Annotated in this window: 25 protein-coding genes; 10 read left to right on the forward strand and 15 right to left on the reverse strand. The window is 63.8% G+C overall.

The window, feature by feature from the left end; translation table 11 throughout:
* The coding region (locus J0I79_RS09115; RefSeq protein ID WP_292856659.1) for a sarcosine oxidase subunit beta family protein at window positions 1-1,138 on the reverse strand (1,138 nt) is incomplete at its 3' end.
* A gap of 204 nt (window positions 1,139-1,342) precedes the next feature.
* Here J0I79_RS09115 and J0I79_RS09120 point away from each other — a divergent pair.
* The 8 genes from J0I79_RS09120 (at window position 1,343) to J0I79_RS09155 (ending at window position 7,421) form a co-directional block, all read left to right on the forward strand.
* Complete coding sequence (locus J0I79_RS09120) at window positions 1,343-1,711, forward strand: DUF2568 domain-containing protein (RefSeq protein WP_292856661.1); 369 nt, start codon at window positions 1,343-1,345, stop codon at window positions 1,709-1,711.
* A 104-nt stretch (window positions 1,712-1,815) separates the two neighbouring features.
* Window positions 1,816-2,574 (forward strand): SDR family oxidoreductase, encoded by a 759-nt coding sequence (locus J0I79_RS09125; RefSeq protein WP_292856663.1) that lies wholly within the window; start codon window positions 1,816-1,818, stop codon window positions 2,572-2,574.
* A 125-nt stretch (window positions 2,575-2,699) separates the two neighbouring features.
* Entirely contained in the window at window positions 2,700-3,086 is a 387-nt protein-coding gene (locus tag J0I79_RS09130; RefSeq protein WP_292856665.1) for an SET domain-containing protein-lysine N-methyltransferase, read from the forward strand.
* Window positions 3,087-3,259: 173 nt separating this feature from the next.
* Complete coding sequence (rpsU, locus tag J0I79_RS09135) at window positions 3,260-3,526, forward strand: 30S ribosomal protein S21 (protein WP_137932868.1); 267 nt, start codon at window positions 3,260-3,262, stop codon at window positions 3,524-3,526.
* A gap of 143 nt (window positions 3,527-3,669) precedes the next feature.
* Complete coding sequence (locus J0I79_RS09140) at window positions 3,670-4,524, forward strand: tetratricopeptide repeat protein (protein WP_292856668.1); 855 nt, start codon at window positions 3,670-3,672, stop codon at window positions 4,522-4,524.
* 208 nt (window positions 4,525-4,732) lie between these two features.
* Entirely contained in the window at window positions 4,733-5,209 is a 477-nt protein-coding gene (locus tag J0I79_RS09145; RefSeq protein ID WP_292856670.1) for a DUF992 domain-containing protein, read from the forward strand.
* 87 nt (window positions 5,210-5,296) lie between these two features.
* Window positions 5,297-5,779: a DUF992 domain-containing protein gene (locus tag J0I79_RS09150; protein WP_292856672.1), complete on the forward strand. Its 483-nt coding sequence runs from the start codon at window positions 5,297-5,299 to the stop codon at window positions 5,777-5,779.
* A gap of 205 nt (window positions 5,780-5,984) precedes the next feature.
* Window positions 5,985-7,421 (forward strand): MFS transporter, encoded by a 1,437-nt coding sequence (locus J0I79_RS09155; RefSeq protein ID WP_292856674.1) that lies wholly within the window; start codon window positions 5,985-5,987, stop codon window positions 7,419-7,421.
* A gap of 12 nt (window positions 7,422-7,433) precedes the next feature.
* Here J0I79_RS09155 and J0I79_RS09160 read toward each other — a convergent pair whose 3' ends face one another.
* From J0I79_RS09160 to J0I79_RS09195, 8 genes are all read right to left on the reverse strand, one after another.
* Complete coding sequence (locus J0I79_RS09160; protein WP_292856676.1) at window positions 7,434-8,123, reverse strand: response regulator transcription factor; 690 nt, start codon at window positions 8,121-8,123, stop codon at window positions 7,434-7,436.
* Window positions 8,120-10,858: a sensor histidine kinase KdpD gene (locus J0I79_RS09165; protein WP_292856678.1), complete on the reverse strand. Its 2,739-nt coding sequence runs from the start codon at window positions 10,856-10,858 to the stop codon at window positions 8,120-8,122. Before J0I79_RS09165 ends, J0I79_RS09160 begins: the two co-directional genes overlap by 4 nt.
* A 102-nt stretch (window positions 10,859-10,960) precedes the next feature.
* Window positions 10,961-11,524: a potassium-transporting ATPase subunit KdpC gene (kdpC, locus tag J0I79_RS09170; protein WP_292856680.1), complete on the reverse strand. Its 564-nt coding sequence runs from the start codon at window positions 11,522-11,524 to the stop codon at window positions 10,961-10,963.
* 11 nt (window positions 11,525-11,535) lie between these two features.
* Entirely contained in the window at window positions 11,536-13,629 is a 2,094-nt protein-coding gene (kdpB, locus tag J0I79_RS09175) for a potassium-transporting ATPase subunit KdpB (RefSeq protein WP_292856682.1), read from the reverse strand.
* A complete protein-coding gene (locus J0I79_RS09180; RefSeq protein ID WP_292856684.1) occupies window positions 13,626-13,835 on the reverse strand; it encodes a hypothetical protein in 210 nt (69 codons plus the stop codon). The genes kdpB and J0I79_RS09180 overlap by 4 nt, the downstream gene beginning before the upstream one ends.
* A 7-nt stretch (window positions 13,836-13,842) precedes the next feature.
* A complete protein-coding gene (gene kdpA, locus J0I79_RS09185; RefSeq protein WP_292856686.1) occupies window positions 13,843-15,546 on the reverse strand; it encodes a potassium-transporting ATPase subunit KdpA in 1,704 nt (567 codons plus the stop codon).
* 20 nt (window positions 15,547-15,566) lie between these two features.
* Complete coding sequence (locus J0I79_RS09190) at window positions 15,567-15,656, reverse strand: K(+)-transporting ATPase subunit F (protein ID WP_023669708.1); 90 nt, start codon at window positions 15,654-15,656, stop codon at window positions 15,567-15,569.
* Between the two features lie 365 nt (window positions 15,657-16,021).
* The gene (locus J0I79_RS09195; protein ID WP_292856694.1) at window positions 16,022-16,741 is read right to left on the reverse strand and encodes a Crp/Fnr family transcriptional regulator; all 720 of its coding nucleotides are present in this window, start codon (window positions 16,739-16,741) and stop codon (window positions 16,022-16,024) included.
* Between the two features lie 218 nt (window positions 16,742-16,959).
* On the opposite strand from J0I79_RS09195, the gene J0I79_RS09200 reads away from it, so the two are divergent.
* Window positions 16,960-17,196, forward strand: coding sequence for a hypothetical protein (locus J0I79_RS09200; protein ID WP_292856696.1), 237 nt, complete (start codon window positions 16,960-16,962; stop codon window positions 17,194-17,196).
* Window positions 17,197-17,337: 141 nt separating this feature from the next.
* A complete protein-coding gene (locus J0I79_RS09205; protein ID WP_292856698.1) occupies window positions 17,338-17,535 on the forward strand; it encodes a hypothetical protein in 198 nt (65 codons plus the stop codon).
* An 18-nt stretch (window positions 17,536-17,553) separates the two neighbouring features.
* On the opposite strand, the gene J0I79_RS09210 is transcribed toward J0I79_RS09205, so the two are convergent.
* The 6 genes from J0I79_RS09210 to J0I79_RS09235 form a co-directional block, all read right to left on the reverse strand.
* Window positions 17,554-17,802 carry a DUF6719 family protein gene (locus J0I79_RS09210; RefSeq protein ID WP_292856700.1) on the reverse strand — a complete coding sequence of 83 codons (249 nt, stop codon included), beginning with the start codon at window positions 17,800-17,802 and terminating at the stop codon, window positions 17,554-17,556.
* 147 nt (window positions 17,803-17,949) lie between these two features.
* Window positions 17,950-20,511, reverse strand: coding sequence for an HWE histidine kinase domain-containing protein (locus tag J0I79_RS09215; protein WP_292856702.1), 2,562 nt, complete (start codon window positions 20,509-20,511; stop codon window positions 17,950-17,952).
* Window positions 20,501-21,058: a biliverdin-producing heme oxygenase gene (locus J0I79_RS09220; RefSeq protein ID WP_292856704.1), complete on the reverse strand. Its 558-nt coding sequence runs from the start codon at window positions 21,056-21,058 to the stop codon at window positions 20,501-20,503. Before J0I79_RS09220 ends, J0I79_RS09215 begins: the two co-directional genes overlap by 11 nt.
* A gap of 214 nt (window positions 21,059-21,272) precedes the next feature.
* Window positions 21,273-21,575 (reverse strand): DUF982 domain-containing protein, encoded by a 303-nt coding sequence (locus J0I79_RS09225; protein WP_292856706.1) that lies wholly within the window; start codon window positions 21,573-21,575, stop codon window positions 21,273-21,275.
* A 146-nt stretch (window positions 21,576-21,721) separates the two neighbouring features.
* Window positions 21,722-22,048, reverse strand: coding sequence for a hypothetical protein (locus J0I79_RS09230; RefSeq protein ID WP_292856708.1), 327 nt, complete (start codon window positions 22,046-22,048; stop codon window positions 21,722-21,724).
* 219 nt (window positions 22,049-22,267) lie between these two features.
* Window positions 22,268-22,969, reverse strand: a complete 702-nt coding sequence (locus J0I79_RS09235; RefSeq protein ID WP_292856862.1) for a GntR family transcriptional regulator — start codon at window positions 22,967-22,969, stop codon at window positions 22,268-22,270.
* Window positions 22,970-22,982: the final 13 nt, after the last annotated feature.

Genomic DNA, 22,982 nt, shown 5'->3' on the forward strand with positions numbered 1-22,982 from the left:
AGACATGGCCCGAGCCCGGCGTCGCCTTGAAGCCGCCCGTGCCCCAGCCGCAATTGACGTAGAGGCCGGGCACCGGCGTCTTGGCCAGGATCGGCGAGCGGTCGGGCGTGACGTCGACGATGCCGCCCCAGGAGCGCAGCATCTTCATGCGCGTGAAGATCGGAAACATCTCGCAGATGGCGTCGAGCGTGTGCTGCAGGATGTGCAGGCCGCCGGTCTGCGAATAGGAGACATACTGGTCGGTGCCGGCGCCGATCACCAGTTCGCCCTTGTCGGACTGCGAAATATAGGCATGCACCGTGTTGGACATCACCACGCAAGGCACCACCGGCTTGATCGGCTCCGACACCAGCGCCTGCAGCGGATAGCTTTCCAGCGGCATGCGCACGCCGGCCATATTCATGATGACGGAGGAATGCCCGGCGGCGACCACGCCGACCTTCTTGGCGCCGATGAAGCCGCGTGTCGTCTCCACGCCCGTCACCGCGCCATTGGCGGCGCGCTTGACCCCGGTAACCTCGCAATTCTGGATGATGTGCACCCCGCGCGCCGAGGCGCCGCGTGCATAACCCCAGGCCACCGCATCATGACGCGCCGTGCCGCCGCGCCGCTGCAAGGCTGCACCGACGACCGGGTAGCGCGCGTCCTTGGAGATGTTGAGCGGCGGGCAGAATTCCTTCGCCTGCTCCGGGCTCAGCCACTCATTGTCGATGCCGTTCAGCCGGTTGGCGTGGACATGGCGCTTCAGCACCTGGATGTCGTGCACATTATGCGCCAGCATCATGACGCCGCGCGCCGAATACATGACGTTGTAGTTGAGCTCCTGGGAAAGCCCGTCCCACAGCTTCAGCGCATGGTCGTAAATCCCCGCGCTCTCGTCATAGAGATAATTGGAGCGGATGATGGTGGTGTTGCGCCCCGTATTGCCGCCGCCGAGCCAGCCCTTTTCCAGCACCGCGACATTGGTGATGCCATGCACCGTGGCGAGATAATAGGCGGTGGCCAGGCCATGGCCGCCGGCGCCGACGATGATGACGTCGTATTCCTTCTTGGGCTCCGGCGAGGACCATTGTTCCTCCCAGCCCTTGTGGCCGCGCATGGCCTCGCGGGCGATGGCGAATACCGAATATTTTTTCAACGTCCTGGCCTCGCTGGTGGCGGCAGGGTGTCTGTTACTGGCCCTGGCGCGCGAGGTGTATCACTAGCGAAACAGCGCTGCCATCCTTGCGCTGTTTGCGACGGCGCTTGCCGTTTTGCGCCGTGGCGAAACGGATGCATCCGATCTGGCCTCGATCCTTGCCATCGGCCACACTCCCGGCCGCCAAGGATTCGGAGAACGATGATGGGCAACGCCTGGTGGAATCTGACATTGCGCTTCCTGCTGGAGCTTGCCGCCTTGCTCGGTCTGGGCATGGCGGGCTGGAGCCTTTTCGGAGGATGGTGGCGCTGGATCCTTGCCCTGGCCCTGCCGCTCATCGCCGCCATCCTGTGGGGTGTCTTTGCCGTGCCGGGCGATCCGAGCCGGTCAGGCCGTGCGCCCATGCCAGTGCCGGGCGCAGTCCGGCTGGTGCTGGAGTTCATCATACTGTTCGGCGGCGCGGCGGGTTTCTATGTGGCCGGCCATGCCGCCACGGCCATCGTCATGGCGGTGCTGATCGCCATCAGCTACGCGTTTTCGTTGGACCGTCTGGCTTGGCTGCTGCGCCAATAGGCCGGCGCGAGCCTGCGCGGGTTTCGGGTGGTTCGCCCTGCCTTGATTTGCGACCCAGCATCCGACCGCCGACTGAACCGGCGCGAGGGAAAAGGACGCCGAACATGCTCGCACTCGCCAACAAGATCGCCATCGTCACCGGCGCAAGTTCCGGCATCGGCCGCGCCGCCGCAATACTGTTCGCAAGGGAAGGCGCAAGGCTCGTCATTTCAGGTCGCCGCAAGGCAGAGCTTGATGCAGTCGTGGCCGAGATCGAGGCGGCCGACGGCACGGCCGTCGCGCTCGCGGGTGACGTAACCGACGAAACCTATGCGCAGGCTCTTGTGGAGCTCGCGGTCGGCAGCTTCGGCGGCCTCGACATCGCCTTGAACAATGCCGGCGCGGTCGGAGCGATGGGGCCTTTGCCTGCCATGTCCGCGCGGACGTGGCACGGGGCGATCGACACCGGCCTGACCAGCGCCTTTCTCGGCGCGAAATATCAGATACCGGCGATGCTGGAGCGCGGCGGCGGCTCGCTGATCTTCACGTCCAGCTTCGTCGGTTACACCGCCGGCATGCCGGGCATGGCGGCCTATGCCGCCGCCAAGGCCGGGCTGATCGGCCTGACGCAGGTTCTGGCCGCCGAGCACGGACCGAACGGCCTTCGCGTCAACGCCTTGCTGCCGGGCGGCACCGACACGCCCGGCGCGACGACGACCACACCCGAGGCCCGCGCCTTCGTCGAGGGCATCCATGCCTTGAAGCGCATGGCGCGGCCGGAGGAGATCGCGCGCTCGGCGCTCTATCTCGCCTCCGATGCGTCGAGCTTCACCACCGGCACGGCGCTGTTTGCCGATGGCGGCGTCTCGATCAACCGGACGTGAAGCCGGTTTTCAGTCGAGGAGGCCTGTTCGTCGCTGTGACGCAGGCCTCCGGCCTTGCTTTTTCGGCGCGATTTGGCGATTCCGTTTTTGAAACAGGTCTGCTTGTCAAAATGGGTCCCAAACAGATGATGCTGATCCGAACCTATGTGGCGCAAAGCGCAATCGAGGGCGTCGGCATGTTTGCCGCCGAGCCGATCCGGAAAGGCGCCTCGATCTGGCGCCTCGACCCGGATTTCGACCGGCTGATCCCGATGGAAAAATACGAGACCGCCGCCCAACCTCTGAAGGAACTGCTCGACCGCTACGCCTATCCGAGCCCGGACAAGCCCGGCTTCATGGTCTATGAGGTCGACAATGGCCGCTTCATGAACCATTCGGCGACGCCGAATACCGATTTCTCGCAGTATGGCGGCGCCACCGCCACCCGCGACATAGCCGCCGGCGAAGAGATCACCTGCGACTACGGCGAGTTCTTCGAGGATTTCGAGCGGCTGCATCTGGCCAGCGCATAGTTGGGCCCTATTTGGCAGCTGGTGGCGATTTGGCCGCCGTCCTTCATTTCGGCTGTGGACAGCGAGGCTTGATTCTGCTATCAGCCGCCACAATTCGTGGTGTCGATCGCCGCGGAGGCTAGTGGCTATGGCCGCGAGCCTGTTGATATCAAACCCGAAAGACAGGATTGCCCGTGCAGGTACTCGTCCGCGACAATAACGTTGATCAGGCGCTTCGCGCGCTGAAGAAGAAGATGCAGCGCGAAGGCATTTTCCGCGAAATGAAGATGCGCGGCCACTACGAGAAGCCTTCCGAGAAGCGTGCCCGTGAAAAGGCCGAAGCCGTGCGCCGCGCCCGCAAGCTGGCCCGCAAGCGCGCACAGCGCGAAGGCCTGCTGCCGATGACCCCGCGTCCGGTTGCTGCTGGTGGCGCTGCTGGCGCACCGCGTTCGCCGCGCTGATTATCGCCAATATTTCGTCCTTTTCGAAGGATACCAAGGTGGCGCGATGCGGAATCGCCGCCACCTTTTTATTTTGATTGAGACCCGGCCCGGAGGGGGGATCCGGACCTGAACGACGCGGCGCAAGTGAGGACAGGGCAGATATGAACGCAATCAGCGTGGAGAGCAAAACCACATTTCGTGGCTTTGCCCTGACAGCGGCCCTGCTTTCCGGACTCGTGCTGGCCGGTTGCCAGACCTCGGGCCCGGCCGGCGAGTTCAACAACATCGACAAGGCGCAAGGGTCGAGCGAGAACATCTCCTCGCTGTCGGACGTGATCCAGCGCAATCCCCAGGATCCGGAAGGCTACAATGTGCGCGGCTCGGCCTATGGCCGCGGCGGCCAGTATCAGGCGGCGCTCAAGGACTTCAACCAGGCCATCCAGATCAATCCGAATTTCTACCAGGCCTATTCGAACCGGGCCCTCATCCAGCGTTTCCTCGGCAACCAGGAAGCAGCCCTTGCCGACTACAACCGTTCGATCCAGATCAACGGCAATTATGACGCCGCCTATATCGGCCGCGGCAATCTCTACCGCAAGGCGGGCCGCACCCAGGATGCCTTCAATGATTTCCAGAAGGCGATCCAGCTCGACACCACCGACGCACGCGCCTACCACAATCGCGGCCTGATCTATCAGAGCCAGGGCCAGCACAAATTCGCCATCGAGGACTTCTCGACCGCCATCTCGCTGGCGCCTGACGCCGCCGAACCCTATAACGGCCGTGGCCTCTCCTATCTGGCGACGGGCGACGAGGACAACGCCTTCTCCGACTTCAACATGGCCATCAAGCTCGACGGCAAGAACGCCGAGGCCTGGGCCAATCAGGCGCTGATCTACGAACGGCGCGGCGACAAGGCCAAGGCGCAGAAATCCTATCGCGAGGCTGTACGGCTCGACCCGAGCTACCAGCCGGCCAAGGACGGTCTGGCCCGCGTCGGCGCCAGCGCCAGCTGACATCGTCGTCAGCGGCGGCATCTAGGCGATAGCCGCCTGTTTGCGTGTCCAAAAGGACACGCCGCACGCAAGATCGCCGCCGATCCGGCAACCACGCGTTAACCCCGGTTATACCAGGTTAACGTTTGCCTTGTTCGCGCCAAGTTTTCGACGGAACGGTCTGGCCATTCAAGCCGTTGTTTTGCGGCAATTATGAAAGGACCGTCCCATGATCAAGAAACTCGCCTGTGCCGCCGTTCTCGCCACGACGGCGTTCGCCGCCGCCCCGGCCAACGCCGGCAAGCTGCAGCTCGGCACGCTCGACTGCACCATAGACGGCGGTACCTCTTTCGTCGTCGGCTCCAACAAGGGCGTGTCCTGCGTTTTCCGTCCCTATCATCATGGACCGTCGGAGATTTACACCGGCGTCATCTCCAAGCTTGGCGTCGATCTCGGTCAAACGCATCAGGGCCAGCTCGTCTGGGCGGTTTTCGCCGCGACCCGCGACCGTGACGCCGGCGATCTCGCCGGCAGCTATTACGGCGTCAACGCCGAGGCTAGCGTGGTGACCGGCGGTGGCGCCAACCTGCTGGTCGGCGGCTTCGACAGCGCCTTCATGCTCGAGCCGCTCAGCGTCCAGGCGCAGACGGGCGTCAATCTCGCCGTGGCCGTAACCTCGCTCGAGCTGATCCACTCGCTCAAATAATTGACCTGGAGCCTCGGCTCCAAGGCCACTACCCCGCGGCGCGGAACCAGATAGGATGGTTCCGGGCCGTTTGCTTTAGGGGACCGCATGCCGAGGATAGCCTTTGCCGCTGCCGTGATCGCAACAATGCTAGCCGGCACCGCGCGGGCGCAGGATCGGGGCGTGGAACTCGGCACCCTCGAATGCGCCATATCGGGCGGCACCGGCTTCATCTTCGGCTCCAGCAAGGATCTGAGCTGCACCTTCACCCCAGCCGACAAGACCTTCGCGCCGGAAGCCTATTTCGGCGCCGTCAACAAATACGGCCTCGACATCGGCACAACCAAGCAGGCGGTGATGCGCTGGCTGGTGCTGACGCCGCTGAAGAACATCTATGCGCCGGGCGCGCTGGCGGGCGACTATGTCGGCGCCAGCGCGGAAGTGACGGCAGCCGTCGGCGCCGGCGCCAATCTGCTAGTCGGCGGTTCCTCCGAGGCCTTCACCTTGCAGCCGCTCAGCCTGCAGACCCAGACCGGCGTCAACCTTGCCATCGGCGTCAGCCAGTTCCAGCTGCGCAGCACCGAGAACTGATCGGCGGGCACAGGCACGGGCAAGTGCATCCCGTGGATGACGAAGCCGCGAAAAACCCGCTTGAACTCAACCGCGGTTGAGGTTCTACAAGCCCACCCCATCCAGCAGTACGCCGATCAGGCGCGCATGGTCCTGCCGGAAGCTCCTTTCTGGCTTCTGGTCGCGCGCGCCGCCGTCGAGCTATGTGCAAAAGGCGGGGGTGAAGATGACTGAATTCGGCACGAACAAGGTCGACTGGCGCGCATTGTGGGCAAGCGGCGACCTGGCGCGCTTCTGCTTCATCAGCCTCGGTATCCTGCTGCACGCCACGAACGAAACGATGGTGGCGACCGTCATGCCCGCCATGGTCGGCGAACTGGCTGGTGTCCAGCTCGTCGGCTGGTCGCTGGCGATCTACGAACTCGGCGCCATCGTCGCGGGTGCCGCGGCCGGCCGGCTGGTGAGTTATGTCGCGCTGCGCACCAACATGGTGGTCGCTGCTTTGCTCTACGCGGCCGGGGCGCTCCTCTGCGCCACCGCGCCTTCCATGCAATTGTTCCTTGCCGGCCGCCTGGTCGAGGGGCTTGGCGGCGGCGCGCTGGTGTCGCTGGCCTACGTGTCGGTCGAGCGGCTGTTCTCGCGCGCCATCTGGCCGCAGCTGTTCGGCATCATGTCGGCGATCTGGGGCGTCGCCGCGTTCAGCGGCCCGCTGCTGGGCGCGATCATGACCGAATTTCTGTCATGGCGCTGGGCCTTCGGCGTCTTCACCTTGGGCGGCGCCGCCATGGCACTGGCGAGCTTCGTCGCCCTCGACACGCCGGAAGCAAGGCGGCCGAGCGCGAGCGCGGGCAAGGCGCCGCCTTTCCCGTTCACCGCGCTGGGCTGCCTTGCCGTCGCCGTGGTGCTCATCGCCTCCGCCGGCGTCGACATCGCCTTGCTGCGCTCCTCATTGCTGATCGTGCTGGGCCTCGCCGGCCTGGCATTGTTCTTCTACATCGACGGGCTGAAGCCCCGCTCGCGGCTTTTCCCGGCGCGGCTGTTCTCCTGGCGCACGCCGGTCGGCGCCGGCATGACCATGATCGCCGCCTTTTCCGTCGCGACCTGCTCCTTCGGCGTCTACGGACCGCTGCTGCTGACCAGCCTGCACGACATTCCGCTTCTGACCACCGGCTACATCATCGCCGCCGAATCGATCGCCTGGTCGATCCTGTCGATCCTCGTCGCCAACGCGCCGCCGCAACGCGAAAAGCTGATCATCGTCTGCGGTGCGCTGATGATCGCGGCCGGCATCGCCGGCTTCGCCTACACGATCCCGCTGGGCTCGATCCCGCTGATCCTCGTCTGCGCGCTGTTGCAGGGCGGCGGCTTCGGCATTGCCTGGCCGTTCGTAACGCGCGTCATCGTCGCTTCCGCGCCGCGCGAGGAACAGACCATCGCCTCGTCCGCGGTGCCGACCATGCAGCGCATCGGCTATGCCGTCGGAGCAGCACTTGCCGGCATCGTCGCCAATGCCAGCGGGTTTTCGCAAGGGTTGAACCACGACGCTGCGGCCGCCGTCGCGAGCTGGCTGTTCCTTGCCTTCGTGCCGCTCGGTGTCCTCGGCTGCCTGGCGGCCTTGCGGACATCGGCGGCGGCAAATCGGCAGCTCGAAGCCGCCGGCTGACGCAGGTGCCTGTCACTCGACCCGCAAGCGATAGCCGACGCCGGTCTCGGTGGTGATGTAGCGCGGCTGGTCGGGGGTTTTTTCGATCTTCTGCCTGAGCTGCCTGACATAGACCCTGAGATACTGCACGTCGGTGGTGTCGCCCCAGATCTGCTTGAGAATGAAATGGTGGGTCAGCACCTTGCCGGCATGCTGCACCAGGATGCGCAATATGTCGTATTCCTTCGGCGAGAGTTTCACCTCCCTGCCCTCGACCTTGACGATGCGCTTGACCAGGTCGACGCTGAGGTCGCCGCTCTGGAAGACGGGCTTCTCGCCCTGCTGCTGGAACTTGTGCCTGAGCGCCACGCGGATGCGCGCCACCAGTTCGTTCATGCCGAACGGCTTGGTCACATAGTCGTCGGCGCCAAGCTCCAGCGCGTTGACGATGCCGGCCTCGTCGGTGCGGCTGGAAAGGATGACGACGGGGATGTCGAGGCCGCCGTCTCGCCATTGGCGCAGAAGCTCGTGGCCGCCCATGCCGGGCAGGCCGAGATCGAGCAGCACCAGATCCGGCTTTTCCTGCTCCATGAGCTCGATCGCGGCCTTCGCGTTCGGCGCCTCGCTTACCGCATAGCCCTGACTGGCGAGACCGACCCGAAGCAGTTTGCGGATCGGCGGCTCGTCGTCGACAACCAGTATCCTCACATTCGAATTTGTCATGGGAGGCGCTCCACGCCGGGCTCATGGCGGCCGCCAGTGCCGAGATCGGCCGCTTCGCTCGGCACCGGCATCCTGATAGTGAAAACAGCACCGGAGCGATCGGTTCGGTTGGAGGCCTTGATCGTGCCGCCCATCGCCTCGACAAAGCCTCGGCAGATGGACAGGCCGAGCCCAGTGCCGGCGCGCACCTGGTCGCCCTTGCGCACCCGGTAGAAGGTGTCGAACACACGTTCCAGGTCCTGTGGCGGAATGCCTGGCCCCTCATCCATGATCTGCAGGATGACGCTGCCATTGTCGCGCCAGCCCTGCAGGCGGATCGTCGAAGCCGGCGGCGAATATTTCGCGGCATTGTCGAGAAGATTGAACAGCACCTGCTCGAACAGCACCGGATCGAGCTTCAGCATCGGCAGGTCGGATGGGATGTCGACCTCGATCCTATGCTCGCTGGTGATCTTGCGGGCGCGGCCGAGTGCCGAACCGACAATGTCGCCGGCATAGTGCAGGGCATAGTTCGGCTCCATCGCCCCGGATTCGATCTTGGTCATGTCGAGCAGGTTGGCGATGAACCGGTTCAGCCGTTCGGATTCGTCGATCACCGTTGCCAGCAGTTCCGCCCTGTCCTGTTCGGGAAGTGCCGGGGCGAATTCCTTGAGTGTTCCAGCCGCTCCCATGATGGCCGAAAGCGGCGTCTTCAGATCATGCGAAATGGAGGTCAGGAGCGCCGAGCGCAGCCGGTCGGCCTCCGCCGCGAGCTTGGCGCGGTCGACGTCGGCGACGAGCTGGATGCGTTCGATTGCCACCGCCGCCTGGTCGGCGAGCGCGTCGAGCAGGCGCTGCTGCTCGGGCGTCAAAATCGGGCCTTGCTTGTCATTGTCGAGGCCGACGACGCCGATCGCGGTGCGGCCCGTGCGCAAGGGAAGATAGAGACGCTTGGCGCCGGGAAGCGTGTCGGCGCCACGACCCGCGGCACGGTTGTGCTCCCAGGCCCAGCGGGCGGCGGCGATGTCGGCCTCGGCCAGCGTGTCGTCGGGCGGATAGCCGGCCTTGACGGTGATGGTGCCGTCCTCGGGCAGGAGCAGCACCACGCGCAGCTTCAGCATCGAGGCGATCTGGAAGGCCGTGGCCCACAGCACGTCGTCGAGCGTGCCGGCGCCGGCGAGCTTCTTGGAGAAGAGATAGATATCTTCCGTGGCCCGCGCCCGCGAGCGGGCCGCCGCGGCCTGCCTTTGCACGCGCGCCGTCAGATTGCTGGCGATGATGGCGACGACAAGGAAGACGGCGAACGCGACGATGCTTTCCGGATCCCGGATCGTCAGCGTGTAGCGCGGCTCCAGGAAGAAATAGTTGAAGGCAAGCGCGCTCAGGAAGCAGGCATAGAGTGCCGGCCACAGTCCGAACGTCACCGCCGATGTCAGCACCGACAGCAGAAGCACGATCGCGAGATTGCGAACGTCGAGAAACTGGTCGAGAACCGTGCTGACAGCCAATGCGCCTGCGACGAAGGCGGTGGCGAACAGATAGGGCCAGATCTGGAACTGCCGGCGCTCGGCCGCCGCGCTGACGGCCCTGGAAGGCGCGTCGGTGTTGCGCTCGTTACCGGAAATGACATGTACGCTGATGTCGCCGGCATTGCGGATGAGATCATAGGTGAGCGAGCCTTCGATCAATTCGCGCCAGCGCGAGCGGGTCGGCCGCCCGACCACGATATGGGTGAAATTGTTCGCCGTCGCGTGGCGCACGATATCCTGCGCGACATTCTGGCCGGGAATGGTCGTCACCTCGGCGCCGAGCTGCTCGGCAAGTCGCATATGGGTCGCCAGCCGGTCCTTGTCTTCCTCGGACATGCCGGCCGACCGGGGCGTATCGACATGCAGCGCCGTCCAAGGCGCCCGCAGCCGGTCGGCAAGCCGGCGCGCATAGCGCACGCGCGCCGCCCCGCCGGGCCGCGCATCGAGGCAGACAAGCACCCTCTCTCCGGCCGCCCATGGGCCTTCGATGGCGTGGGACTGCATGTGGTTGAGCAATTGCTCGTCAACGCGCTGGGCGGTGCGGCGCAACGCCAGTTCGCGCAGCGCCGTCAGATTGCCAGGCGAGAAATAGTTCTCGATGGCGCGTTGGGCGGTGTTGGGAAAATAGACCTTGCCTTCCTGCAGCCGCTTGATCAGGTCGTCGGGCGTGAGATCGATGATTTCGATGTCATCGGCCTGGTCGATGATGGAGTCCGGGACTGTCTCGCGGACCCTGACGCGGGTGATCTGGGCGACGACGTCGTTCAGGCTTTCGACATGCTGGATGTTGAGGGTGGTATAGACGTCGATGCCGCGCGTCAGGATTTCCTGCACGTCGAGATAGCGCTTGGGGTGGCGGCTGCCTGGCGCATTGGTGTGGGCGAGTTCATCGACCAGGACCAGTGCCGGCCGCCGTTTCAGTATGGCGTCCAGATCCATCTCGTCGAGGACGCGGCCCTTGTATTCGACCGGCCGGCGCGGGACGACCTCGTAGCCCTCGACCAGAGCCAGCGTTTCCTTGCGGCCATGCGTCTCGACGACGCCGATCACCACATCGACGCCGTCGGCCAGCCGGGCGCGGCCGGCCATCAGCATCTCGTAAGTCTTGCCGACGCCGGGCGCGGCGCCGAGGAATATGCGCAGACGCCCGCGCCCCTCGCGCTCGGCGTGTTCGAGCAGTGCATCGGGGGAAGGTCTTTTTTCAGCGTTGGTTCTGTCGTCCGGCATATGCTCCCTGAAGCGCGCGGGCCGTGCTGTTTCGAATCCTGATCGTTGAAAGAGATCATGAATTGCGCCGGGGATCGTGTCGATCCCCGGCGCAATGCTTCACTATTTGGTCTGGTCCAGCGCCATGTTGAGAGCCAGCACATTGACCACCGGCTCACCCAGGAACCCGAGTTCCCGGCCCGTGACCTGGCTGTCGACCAGCGACTTGACCTTGGCCTCGTCGAGGCCCCTGGCCTTGGCTACTCGCGGCACCTGGAAATAGGCATCGTCGGGGCTGATATGCGGATCCAGGCCGCTGCCCGATGTGGTGACGAGGCCCATCGGAACCGGCGCGCCCGGATTCTCCGCCTTCAACTTCTCCGCATCGCCCTTGATGCGATCGATCAGCTTGGGATTGGTCGGGCCGAGATTCGAACCGCTGGAGGCGCCGGCGTCATAGCCATTGCCGGCGGCGGACGGCCTGCCATGGAAGTATTTGTCGCTGGCGAAGGCCTGGCCGATCAGCGACGAGCCGATCACCTTGCCGTCCTTCTCGATCAGGCTGCCATTGGCCTGCCTGGGAAACAGCGCCTGGGCGATGCCGGTCATGCCGATGGGATAGATGAGCCCGGTCAGGATGGTGAAGAAGGCGATCATGATGATCGCGGGTCTGATTTGCTTGAGCATCGGAATGATCCTTATGCGAGGCCAAGGGCCGTGACGGCCATGTCGATCAGCTTGATGCCGACGAACGGTACGACGATGCCGCCGAGGCCATAGACGAGAAGGTTGCGGCTGAGCAGCGCGCCGGCGCCGATCGCCCGGTATTTGACGCCTTTCAGCGACAGCGGGATCAGCGCGATGATGATCAGCGCGTTGAAGATGATTGCCGACAGGATGGCGCTCTGCGGCGTCGCCAGGTGCATGATGTTGAGCGCCTGCAGCGGCCCGGTGGTCTGCCCCGGCGCGACGTAGAAGACGGCGAACATCGCCGGGATGATGGCGAAATATTTTGCGACGTCGTTGGCGATGGAGAAGGTCGTCAGCGAGCCGCGCGTCATGAGCAGCGCCTTGCCGATCTCGACGATCTCGATCAGCTTGGTCGGGTCGCTGTCGAGGTCGACCATGTTGCCGGCCTCGCGGGCGGCCACCGTGCCGGTGTTCATGGCGACGCCGACATCGGCCTGGGCAAGCGCGGGTGCGTCATTGGTGCCGTCGCCGCACATGGCGACCAGCTTGCCCTTGGCCTGTTCGTCGCGGATCAGCTTCAGCTTGTCCTCGGGCGTTGCCTGGGCAAGGAAATCGTCGACGCCGGCTTCCGCGGCGATCGCAGCCGCGGTCATCGGATTGTCGCCGGTGATCATCACGGTCCGGATACCCATGCTGCGCAGTTCGGCGAAGCGCTCCCGGATGCCGCCCTTGACGATGTCCTTCAGATGGACGACGCCGAGCAGGCGCCCGTCACGCTCGACGGCAAGCGGTGTGCCGCCCGACTTCGCGATCTCGTCGGCAATCGACTGCAAGTCGCGCACCGTATCGCTGCCGGGCCGGGTGCCATGGGCGGCAACGGTCGGCTGGTTGACATAGGCCAGGATCGAATCGACGGCGCCCTTGCGCACCGATGAGCCGTCGACATCGACGCCGCTCATGCGGGTCTGGGCGGTGAAGGGCACGAAGGTAGCGTGCAAGGTGGCCATGTCGCGGGCGCGGATGGCGTATTTCTCCTTGGCCAGCACGACGATCGAGCGGCCCTCCGGCGTCTCGTCGGCCAGCGAGGCAAGCTGCGCCGCATCGGCCAGTTCCTGCTCGCTGACGCCCTTGACCGGCCGGAGTTCGGTGGCCTGGCGGTTGCCCAGCGTGATGGTGCCGGTCTTGTCGAGCAAAAGCGTGTCGACGTCGCCGGCGGCCTCGACGGCGCGGCCCGACATGGCCAGCACGTTGAAGCGCACCAGGCGATCCATGCCGGCAATGCCGATGGCCGAAAGCAAGGCGCCGATGGTGGTCGGGATCAGCGTCACGAACAGGGCGACGAGCACCGTCACCGAGATATAGCCGCCGGAATAGGAAGCGAAGCTCGGAATGGTCGCGGTGGCCAGCACGAAGATCAGCGTCATGCCGACCAAAAGGATGTTGAGCGCGATCTCGTTCGGGGTCTTCTGACGCTCGGCGCCCTCGACGAGAGATATCATCCGGTCGAGGAAGGTGTGGCCGGACGCCGCGGTGATGCGCACGCGGATCCAGTCGGACAGCACCTGCGTGCCGCCGGTGACCGCCGAACGGTCGCCGCCGGATTCACGGATGACCGGCGCGGACTCGCCCGTTATCGCCGCCTCGTTGACCGAGGCCACGCCTTCCACCACCTCGCCGTCCGACGGGATGATGTCGCCGGCCTCAACGAGAACGATGTCGCCGACCTTCAGGCTGGTGCCCGGCACCAGCTTGAACTTGGTGCGGTCTTCACCGGCGAGCAGCTTGGCCTGGGTCTCGGTGCGCGCCTTGCGCAGGGAATCGGCCTGCGCCTTGCCGCGCCCCTCGGCGACGGCTTCGGCGAAGTTGGCGAACAGCACGGTGAACCACAGCCAAATGATGATCTGCAGCGTGAAGCGCAGGTCCCCGCCGCCGGTAATGAGGTCCCTGATGAACAGCACAGTGGTCAGCGCCGAAACGATGGCGACGACGAACATCACCGGGTTCCTGACCAGCGTGCGCGGATCGAGCTTGCGGAAGGCGCCGCCGATGGCGGGCCAAAGAATGCCGGCATCCAGGATGCTGGCTGATTTTGACTGGCTCATTTTGAAGCTCCGGCTTCAGTGTTGTTGGACGGCACCGACCGAACGGATGCCGAAAAGGGTGGGCCGTAGACCAGCAGCCAGATCACGATCATGACCGCGGCAATGCCCAGGAATGTGGACACGCTCGGGAATGGAGGGGGTTTTGCATCCCCCTCCTTGCCGGCTGGCAGCCGGCCCTTGCGACGCATGGTGCTGAACCAGGGCATGGCCGCCTCAGAAGGTCTGTCCATGGATCATCGCCAAGTGCTCGACGATCGGGCCGACGGCGAGCGCCGGGAAGAAGGTCAGGCCGCCAACGATGACGATGACACCGACCAGCAGGCCGACGAACAGCGGGCCGTCGGTCGGGAACGTGCCGGCCGAGGCGGGCACGGTCTTCTTCGCCGCCAGCGCGCCGGCGATGGCAAGCGCCGGGATGATGACCAGGAAGCGGCCCATGAGCATGCCGATGCCGATGGTGATGTTGTACCAGGGCGTGTTGCCGCTGAGGCCGCCGAAGGCCGAGCCATTGTTGGCCGCCGCCGAAGTATAGGCATAGAGCACCTCGGAGAAGCCGTGCGGACCGCCATTGCCCATAGAGGCCACGGCGCTCGGCAGCACCACCGAGATTGCGGTGAAGACCAGCATCGCCAGCGGCAGGCAGAGGATGGCGAGCATTGCCATCTTGACCTCCTTGGCTTCGATCTTCTTGCCCAGATATTCCGGCGTGCGGCCGACCATCAGGCCGGCGACGAAGACGGCGATCACGATGAACATCAGGATGCCGTAGAAACCGGCGCCGACGCCACCGACGATGACTTCGCCGAGCTGCATGTTGATGAGCGGGATCATCCCGCCGAGCGCGGTGAAGCTGTCATGCATGGCATTGACCGCGCCGCAGGAGGCGGCCGTGGTGATGACCGCGAACAGCGCCGACGCGGCGATGCCGAAGCGTGTCTCCTTGCCTTCCATGTTGCCACCGTCGATGCCCAGCGCATGGACCAGCGGGTTGCCCGCGGCTTCCGCCCAGTAGCAGACGGCGACGCCGACGATGAACAGCACGCCCATCGAGGCCAGGATTGCCCAACCCTGGCGCTGGTTGCCGACCATGCGGCCGAAGACATTGGTCAAGGCAGCGCCGATGGCGAAGATCGACACCATCTGGATGAGATTGGAGATCGCGTCTGGGTTCTCGAACGGATGCGCCGCATTGGCGTTGAAGAAGCCGCCGCCATTGGTGCCGAGCATCTTGATGGCGACCTGCGAGGCGACCGGGCCAAGCGCGATCGTCTGCTTGGCGCCTTCCAGCGTCGCGGCATCCACATAAGGCCCGAGCGTCTGCGGTATGCCGAGCCAGACATAGACCAGCGTCAGCACGACACAGATGGGCAGGAGCACGTAGAGCGTGGCGCGGGTCATATCGACCCAGAAATTGCCGATGGACTTGCCGGAGGCACGGGCGAAACCGCGGACCAGCGCCATGGCGATGGCGATGCCCGTGGCGGCCGAAACGAAGTTCTGCACGGTCAGGCCGGCCATCTGCACGAGATAGGACATCGTGCTTTCGCCGCCATAGTTCTGCCAGTTGGTATTGGTCATGAAACTGGCGGCGGTGTTGAAGGCAAGTGCCGCGTCGACCGCGCTCATGCTGGCCGGATTGTACGGCAGGCCGCCTTGCACGCGCTGCAGGACATAGAGCACCAGGAAGCCGGCAAGGTTGAAGAGCAGCAGCGCCACCGCATAGGTGGTCCAGTGCTGCTCCTCGCGGTCGCTGGTTCCGCAAATGCGATAGAGCCCGCGCTCGAGCGGGCCGAAGATCAGCGAGAGCGGCGTGCGGTCGCCGCTGAAGACGCGGTGCATATAGCCGCCGAGCGGCTTCACCAGCAAAACGATGATCCCGCAAAAGACCAGGATCTGTATCCAACCGTTCATTGTCATGGCTGTGGCTTTCCGTGCCTTCAGAAGCGTTCTGGGCGAACCAGCGCGTAGGTCAGGTAGACGAGCAGGAACAAGGTCACGCCGCCACCGAGGATGTAATCGACAAGCATGGTCCGGTCCTTCCGCTCAGATTTTGTCGCAGACTTTGATGTAAGCCATGGATAGAGCGAAGAACAAAACCCCTATCCCGATAAGAACTATGTCCATTGCTCTCGTTCCTTGTGCTATAGAGTATTTTGCGCCTTTGATCCAAAGGCTGGCAATACCCGGAACGGCCCGTCGCATACCCACAACGGCGCCGAAATTTTTCTCACACGGAATATGGACCCGATCGCCATAAAGGTTCGAGACGAGGCGGCGCGAAAAGAAATAGGAATTTTATAAAGATTTTGGGTTTGCCGACGCTGCCGTCAACGCGGAAGCGCCGGGCACCGGCGCCGATAGCGCAACGGGCCGCCAGGCTGAGGTGCCTGATCTAGCGCGGCTCCCGCGTCATGCTGAGGTAGGTCGGATCGAACTCGGCGATTTCCTGAAGCTTGTGCCAGTCGAGGATTGTGACCGTGTGGTTTGCCCAGCTGACGACGCCGATCTTGCGCAGGGCGCCGATGACCCGGTTCATGTGCACAACGGACAGGCCGATCACGTCGGCGAGTTCGGCTTGCGACAAGGGCAGGTGGAAGCTCATGCCGTTGGTCCGCTGCACCACCTGGAGGCGAACGAAGAGTTCGCACACGAGATGGGCAAGATGCGAGGTCTTGGAGCGGCGGCCCATGGCGACGATCCATTCCCTGTGAATGGCGCCGTCCACCAGCGTGTCCAGCCAGAGCAGGCGGGTGAGGTGCGGCGCCTCCTCGGTGATGGCGCGCAGCCGGCTGTGGTCGGCGAAAACGACATGGCAGGGCGAAAGCGCAACGATGCCGTGGTCCATCGTCTTCAGCAGAAAGGCGTGGAGATCGACGAAATCGCCGGCCACCTGAAGCGACGTGAACTGCCGGCCGCCGTCCTCCAGCACCTTGTAGCGAGCCGCCAGCCCATCCAGGATCAGGGTCGAGTAGGTCGGCCGCGATCCGGAGGCGACAATATCCTGGCCCGTCGCAAAGTGCCTCTCGAACGTCATGGCGCCGACCAGCAGCGCCTTCTCCGCATCGGAAAGCGCATCGTGCTGGCCAAGGTTCAGATACAGGGATTCAAGCACCACTACCTCCAGCGAAAGGGCTTAGAGCTGATCGCCAACAGTTCGGTGGGAAGCATCGGGCGGCGGCGGAAGCACTATGTCCTTGGCCGATGCCAGGCATTAACATTTGTTAGAAGACGCTTATTCGCCGGCAAATGCTTCGCGAATGGAACAACACCCCAATCCGGGAATTGACGATTCATCTTTCGCCAACGCCGCCAACCGGATTCAGTTGCAAGATGCCGCGATATTACCTGGACCTGTACAGCAGTGATGGCCTCACCGTGGACGAGGAGGGTCAGGTCTTTGAAAGCCGCGACCGCCTGCGGCGCGAAGCGGTTCGGATCCTGCCAGACATCATTCGCGACGAAATGCTGGAAGACGATCGAACTGCGATTGCCGTCAAGGTCCGCGACGACACGGGAAACCACGTCCTTGAGGCATCCCTGGTCATATGCCTGAAATGGCGAGCTTGATGGCGGGTGCCGCGCAAAAGTCGGCGACGACCATCATTTGTAATCGTCAGCGCCGAACTGTCCCGGCATCCTGCTCGTGGGCAGGTGGCCCAGAGGCCCGACAACCTCTGTAGAAATGTGCAGGAAACGGAGAACCGACGAATGACCCGGGCGAAAGTGGATACGCAGCGCGACGAGCGCGCCAAGCGGGAATCCGAGATCGTCATCGCGGCCGAGCGTGCGGCCCGGGAAGAGAAGACCGCCAGGCTGAGGGCATTGCGGCTGGCCGCGCAAACGGCTGACCGGCCCGCTCCGGCCAGTCCCGGGGCGGCTCCTCACAAATCATCCTCCCGGGACTGATCTGCCCGCGCAGCGGGATCAGGGATGCCGGATGCAACGATAGGTGCGCTTGTGGCCGGCCACCTTGTTGCCGGTCTTGACGCTGCGGTCGCTCCCGGCCTTGACTTCCTTGATCTGTCCTTTCGGGCAGGAGCCGTCGTCCACAAGGACAGTCTCACCTGTGCGCAATTGTCCGCCGCCTGGTTCGTGGCGCAGGATTTGCTGGCCCGCATTGGCCTGCGCGGCGCAAAAGAGCCCCACCAATATCGAGTACGCGACTTTCTTCATGATTTCCCCCTGCCCCTGAGGGCCATGACGCTATCATCGTCGTCCGCTGGGGCGAAAGGAAAGCCGCTGTCAGGTCAAACACGAAATCTCGATCACGCGGTGAACATCGGCCCGTGACAAGGTTTGGAATGTCGTGAAAATCCGGGATCAGGCCGTGGTGCGCCGGTTCTGCGACTGGAGAGCCGCTGTCAGCGCGCGCCGCAGGGCGTCGGCATTGTAGGGCTTGCAGACCACCGCTACGTCAGCGAAGGCCGACGGGATCAACGACTTGTCGCCGTACCCCGTGGCGAACACGAACGGAATGCCTCGCCGCGAAAGCTCCTCGGCAACCGGCAGCGACGTCCCCTCCCCCAGATTGATGTCGAGCACCGCTAGATGGGGCGCGCCTGCGCGCAGTTTCTGCAATGCATCCGCGGCGGAGGCGGCGACCGAAACGTTCGAAATTCCCTGATCGGCCAGCATGTTTTCCGCGTCCATGGCGATCAGCATCTGGTCCTCGACGAGCAGGACACGCAGATCGCCGTCGAAACCCGTCTCCTTGACGGAGGCGGCGTGCCCCGCCGCATCCTCATGCCTCCTGGTCTCGACTGGCGCCGCCACATGCCTGGCCGGAAGCACGAACCGCGCATTGATACCGTCCGGATTGTAGTCGACCCGGCTTTCGCCGCCGAGGTCGTAGGGAATGCTGCGGTCGACCAGAGCGGCGCCGAACCCGAACCGCATCGGCGGCGAAACCCCGGGGCCGCCAGTCTCGCTCCACAGCAGTTCGCAGTCGCCGCCGTCGAGCAGCTTCCACGAGATGCTCACAGTGCCTCCCGCTTTCGACAGCGCGCCATATTTGGCGGCATTGGTGGACATCTCGTGCAACACCAGGGCCATCACGGAAAAAGCCCGTGCGTCGAGCCAGACGGCCGGCCCGGCCAGTTCGACTGTCGACGACGGCGTCCGGTAGGGAGACAGCTCGGCATTGAGCAGATCGGCGAGCGCACCGCCGCCATCGCCGCGCACCACCTGGTCGTGCGCGAAGGAAAGCGCCTGGATCCGGCCCTTCAGAGCCTCGACATAGTCCCTCAGTCCACGGCCTTCCTGCACCGGATGGCCGACGAGCGATTTGATGACCGCCAGGATATTCTTGACGCGGTGATTGAGCTCCTCGTTCAGCATGCGTTGCCGCACATCGGCTTTGTCGCGTTCCTCGGCGACAAGCTCGTTGTGGTGGAGAACGATCTCTACCAATGCGATGCGCGCGGCCTCGGCGATCTCGCGATCGGCCTCGGTCCAGGGCTGCGACTGCATGTGGACGGTTTCTTTCCAGATGGCGAAGCTCTTGCGCGGCGTCAGCCGGTCTCCGAGCGGCCCGACCTCATAGACCTTGTCGGGATTTCCGGCCCAATTGAGCGTCTGCACCAATTCCTTGCGGAAGAAGAAAAGGTAATCCTTAGGGCGTTGCGACAGCGGCACCGCCAACAGGCCGGCGGCGTCGCGGCTGAAATCCTCGGCATCCGGGAAGCCCTGGGAAAGCGAATGGCTGGCCCACACCTTGCCATCGGCGACGGTCCCGACATGGCGCGACAGGTCGGGGATATAGTCCGCCGCGGGCGCCGACCCGACCGCGGTCCATTTCTTGTCCTTCCACAGGCCGACCCCGTCGCAGGGCATGAGCTTGGCCAGTTCCGGCAGATTGTCACGCAGCAACGCGTCCAGGTCGGCGGTTCGGGAGGCCAGCTTCAGGAAGCCGTCGATCGCCTGACGCGCGATCCTGGCGGTTTCGAGCGTCCGCTTCTGCTTCAGCGCCTGCAGATGCAGGGAGAAGAACTCGCCGAACATTTCCGCCGCAACGCGCTTTGCCATCGGCAGCGATCGCGCGCTGTAGTGGTGGCAGGCGATAAGCCCCCAGAGCGCGCCGTCGACAATGACGGATATCGACATGGAGGCCGCCACGCCCATGTTGCGCAGATACTCGCAATGGATGGGCGAGACGCTTCTCAGATGCGCGAACGACAGATCGAGCGGTTCGCCGGAGGCATCCAGCTCCGGCACGACCGGTACCCGCTCGCCGCTGGCGTCGGAAATGATCCTGATCGTGTTGCGCAGATAGAGGCTGCGCGCCTGCTGGGGGATGTCGCTCGCCGGAAAATACTGGCCGAGAAAGCTTTCCAGGTCCGCGCGCTTGACCTCGCTGACCACCTTGCCGGCCCCATCCGCCTCGAAGCGGTACACCATCACCCTGTCGTAGTTCAGCAGGCCGCGCACAAGCCGCGCCGCCTGGTTGATCAGGCGGTCGACATCCTCGATATCACCAAGACGGCCGATCAGCGAGCGGGCAAGCGTCAGCGGCTGCTCGGCGTCGCTGCTGGCGGGCTCGAGCTCGATGATCGTGCTGGACTTGTGGCGATGCACGGCTATGTCGAAGGCCCTGCCGGAAGGCAGCTGGACGCCGAATTGCAGCGCCGGGCGCGATCCTGATCCCACCGTCGCCAGCGTGTTGCGAAGATCGTGGGCAGCCCTGTCGCCAAGGATCGCTTCCAGCGGCGTCCCGTTGATCTCACCGTCCCGGCCGAGCGTCTCGTTGGCATTGGCTGAATGGCGCAGGCACGTGACCGCGTTCGCATCGCAGGCGATCAGGCAGCCATGCGGCTGGATGCTCCCGGGGATATGGATGGGCTCCCGGTCGCAATTGGTCAGGTTCACCGCCGTCTTATTCAACATCTTCAAGTCTCGTGAATGCCTTCTCAGCCGCGGCGAACGTGCTCAGCGCCGCCGACACGACGCGTTCCATGTCCAGCCCATCGGCATTTTCGAGCGCCGAAACGAATACGGTCCAGCTGTCGGACGAAGCCTGGCGCGAGAGGTGACTTGCCCCATGTCCACGGTCCAGCCCGAGCGCGAGCGCTCGCTTGAGCAGGATGCGCGCGCCAAATCCGGAGCCTTCCAGAACATAAAGGCAGCCGAACAGCGATGAATCGTCCGCCAGCAGGCCAACCGGCCATTCCGGAACATCGTGCACCGGCAATCCCAGGGCCAGCAGGTCCGCGGACAGCTCGGGACCGACAAGGGTCGGCTGCCAGCTTTCCAGGCTATGCGGAAAAGAGGCTCCCCGCAGCGCCCGCTCGATCGGGAGCCGGAACCGGTAGAGGCCCGTCAGATAGTGGCCATAGGCTTCGACGGTATCGAAACTTCCGACGCGTTCATCGACACGGCGGTGCGCTGCGGCTGTACGCTCCCTCAACAGGAAGCGGCGGGAAGGTTGATGCATGCTTGTCTGCAAGGCCCCAGGAAGATGCCGTAGCTCTGGCACATTTGGCCTCTAACGCCGCCTGGGAAAGTCGGTTCCACGACGTTTTGAACAATTTACGCGAAATCGGGCCTTTGTTGCGCGCAGGCAACCCCGCTGAAAATAGGAAAGCCCGGCTCGGGAGGGCGGAGCCGGGCTTCCGGTGGCGGCTTGACGGATAGCCACCACGATCTCGTCAGGCAGCGTAACCGCCGTAGCCGCGCGCGACGGCGCGCGCCACGATGAGCGGCTCGATCTCCGGCCAGAGGATGCCGGTGGCATCGGCGAACTCGACCAGGGCATGCCGGGCCTCGTCCCTGGTGATGCAGCCTTCCAGAGCCAGCCCGCACGCCTCGACCGCGTTGCGATAGAGAGGGCCGCGGCGGGCCGTGGTCCAGTCGGTGAGGAAATCGTGCATTTCGGCCAGCGACGAAATCTCACGCTTGAAGCCGAGGCCGACGGACAACCAAACGGGTGAGTGAAACACCTTGTCGTGCATGAAGCAGGCTCCTGTTGCCACGGGTTCGGAAAATGGAATTCGATGGATAGACTGGCGGGATCTGATGATTCAGACGCCATGAAACGCACCGCGCGGCAGGAGGTTCCAGAGACCTTTCACTGATCCGACCGGGACGGCGCGAACGCCTATGTCAGATGACCGGTCCACCAGCCATGGCTGCTGCTGAGACGGATCGCAAGCATGCCGACGCCAGATATCATCGCCGCCCAGTAAAGCGGTGTGCCGACCTTCCAGCGTTCGTCGGCTGGAGCGGCGCCCAGCAAGGCCTTGCGGGTGCCATAGAGACCGGCAAGCAGCGCCAGGTTGAGGAGGATATCCAGCCAGACCACGCCCCTGCTGGCGAATTCACCGCCCGGAATACAGAGCCGCCAGACGAAAGGCAGGATCAGCAGGGCGGACAACACCCGGAACGGCATCCAGGACACAGGTTTGCTTCGGCTGATATCCGGCATGATTTCCCCCCAAGGGAAACAATATAGCTTAAAAAGCGCGGCTACGAATTGCCCGAATTTACACGAAGTGGTGACTGCTGGTGAGAATGGCGGAAAGATGGCGTGCGCCTATCCTGCGAAGCTCGGACAGCGAAGCGGGATGGCGGAGAGAGGGGTATAGGCCAAAAATGGTTGCCTACCCATACGGGAGATCAATTTCCGATGGATCTCTAAAGCGGATTACTTGCGTAACATATCTGAGAGAGTTCTGTCCTGCTTGCTGACAAGCTCCAAATCCAATCCTGACAGCAAATCGACAAGGTGGCTCCTCATCAAATTTGCTGCATCGTCTGGTTTATGGTTCGCTATGGCCTCCACAAGAGCATGATGGGCGTGGCTTTCGCACGTCGCGTCGCGTCGCTTCCAGTAGAGGGCGACTATGAGCGAAGATCGTGACAATAGGTCATATACATAACTGGCAAATATCGAATGTGCCGCAATATCCGCGATCGCCATATGAAAACCGGCCGATAGCTTGATCGCAGCGCCATCATCATGAGCCTGGGTCGCAGAGTGCTCATGCTCCAAATGTAATCGGAGTTCTTTTATGGCTGCAGGGGTAGCAACCTGTGCAGCCAACGCGGCGACCTTAGGTTCGATGAGCGCGCGCGCTTCAAATATCTCGCGAGCCTCCTGCTTAGATGGTTGAGCTACGAAAGCACCGCGATTTGGCTCCAGCCGAACCAGCTTGTCATGTGCGAGCGCCTGCAGCGCTGGTCTGATAAGGGCTCGTCCGACGGAATAAATTGATGACAGTTCATCCTCTGGGAGTTTTGTTCCAGGGGGTATTTGATGACTGATGATAGCCTCTCTCAGGGCTTGATAGACTGGCGCCCAACTCACCGGTTGGGCGTCTGATTGTTTGTGAGCGAGTGTTTTCATAGGGTTTGGCGAC

This window comes from Mesorhizobium sp. (assembly GCF_017306585.1).
Taxonomy (GTDB): domain Bacteria; phylum Pseudomonadota; class Alphaproteobacteria; order Rhizobiales; family Rhizobiaceae; genus Mesorhizobium.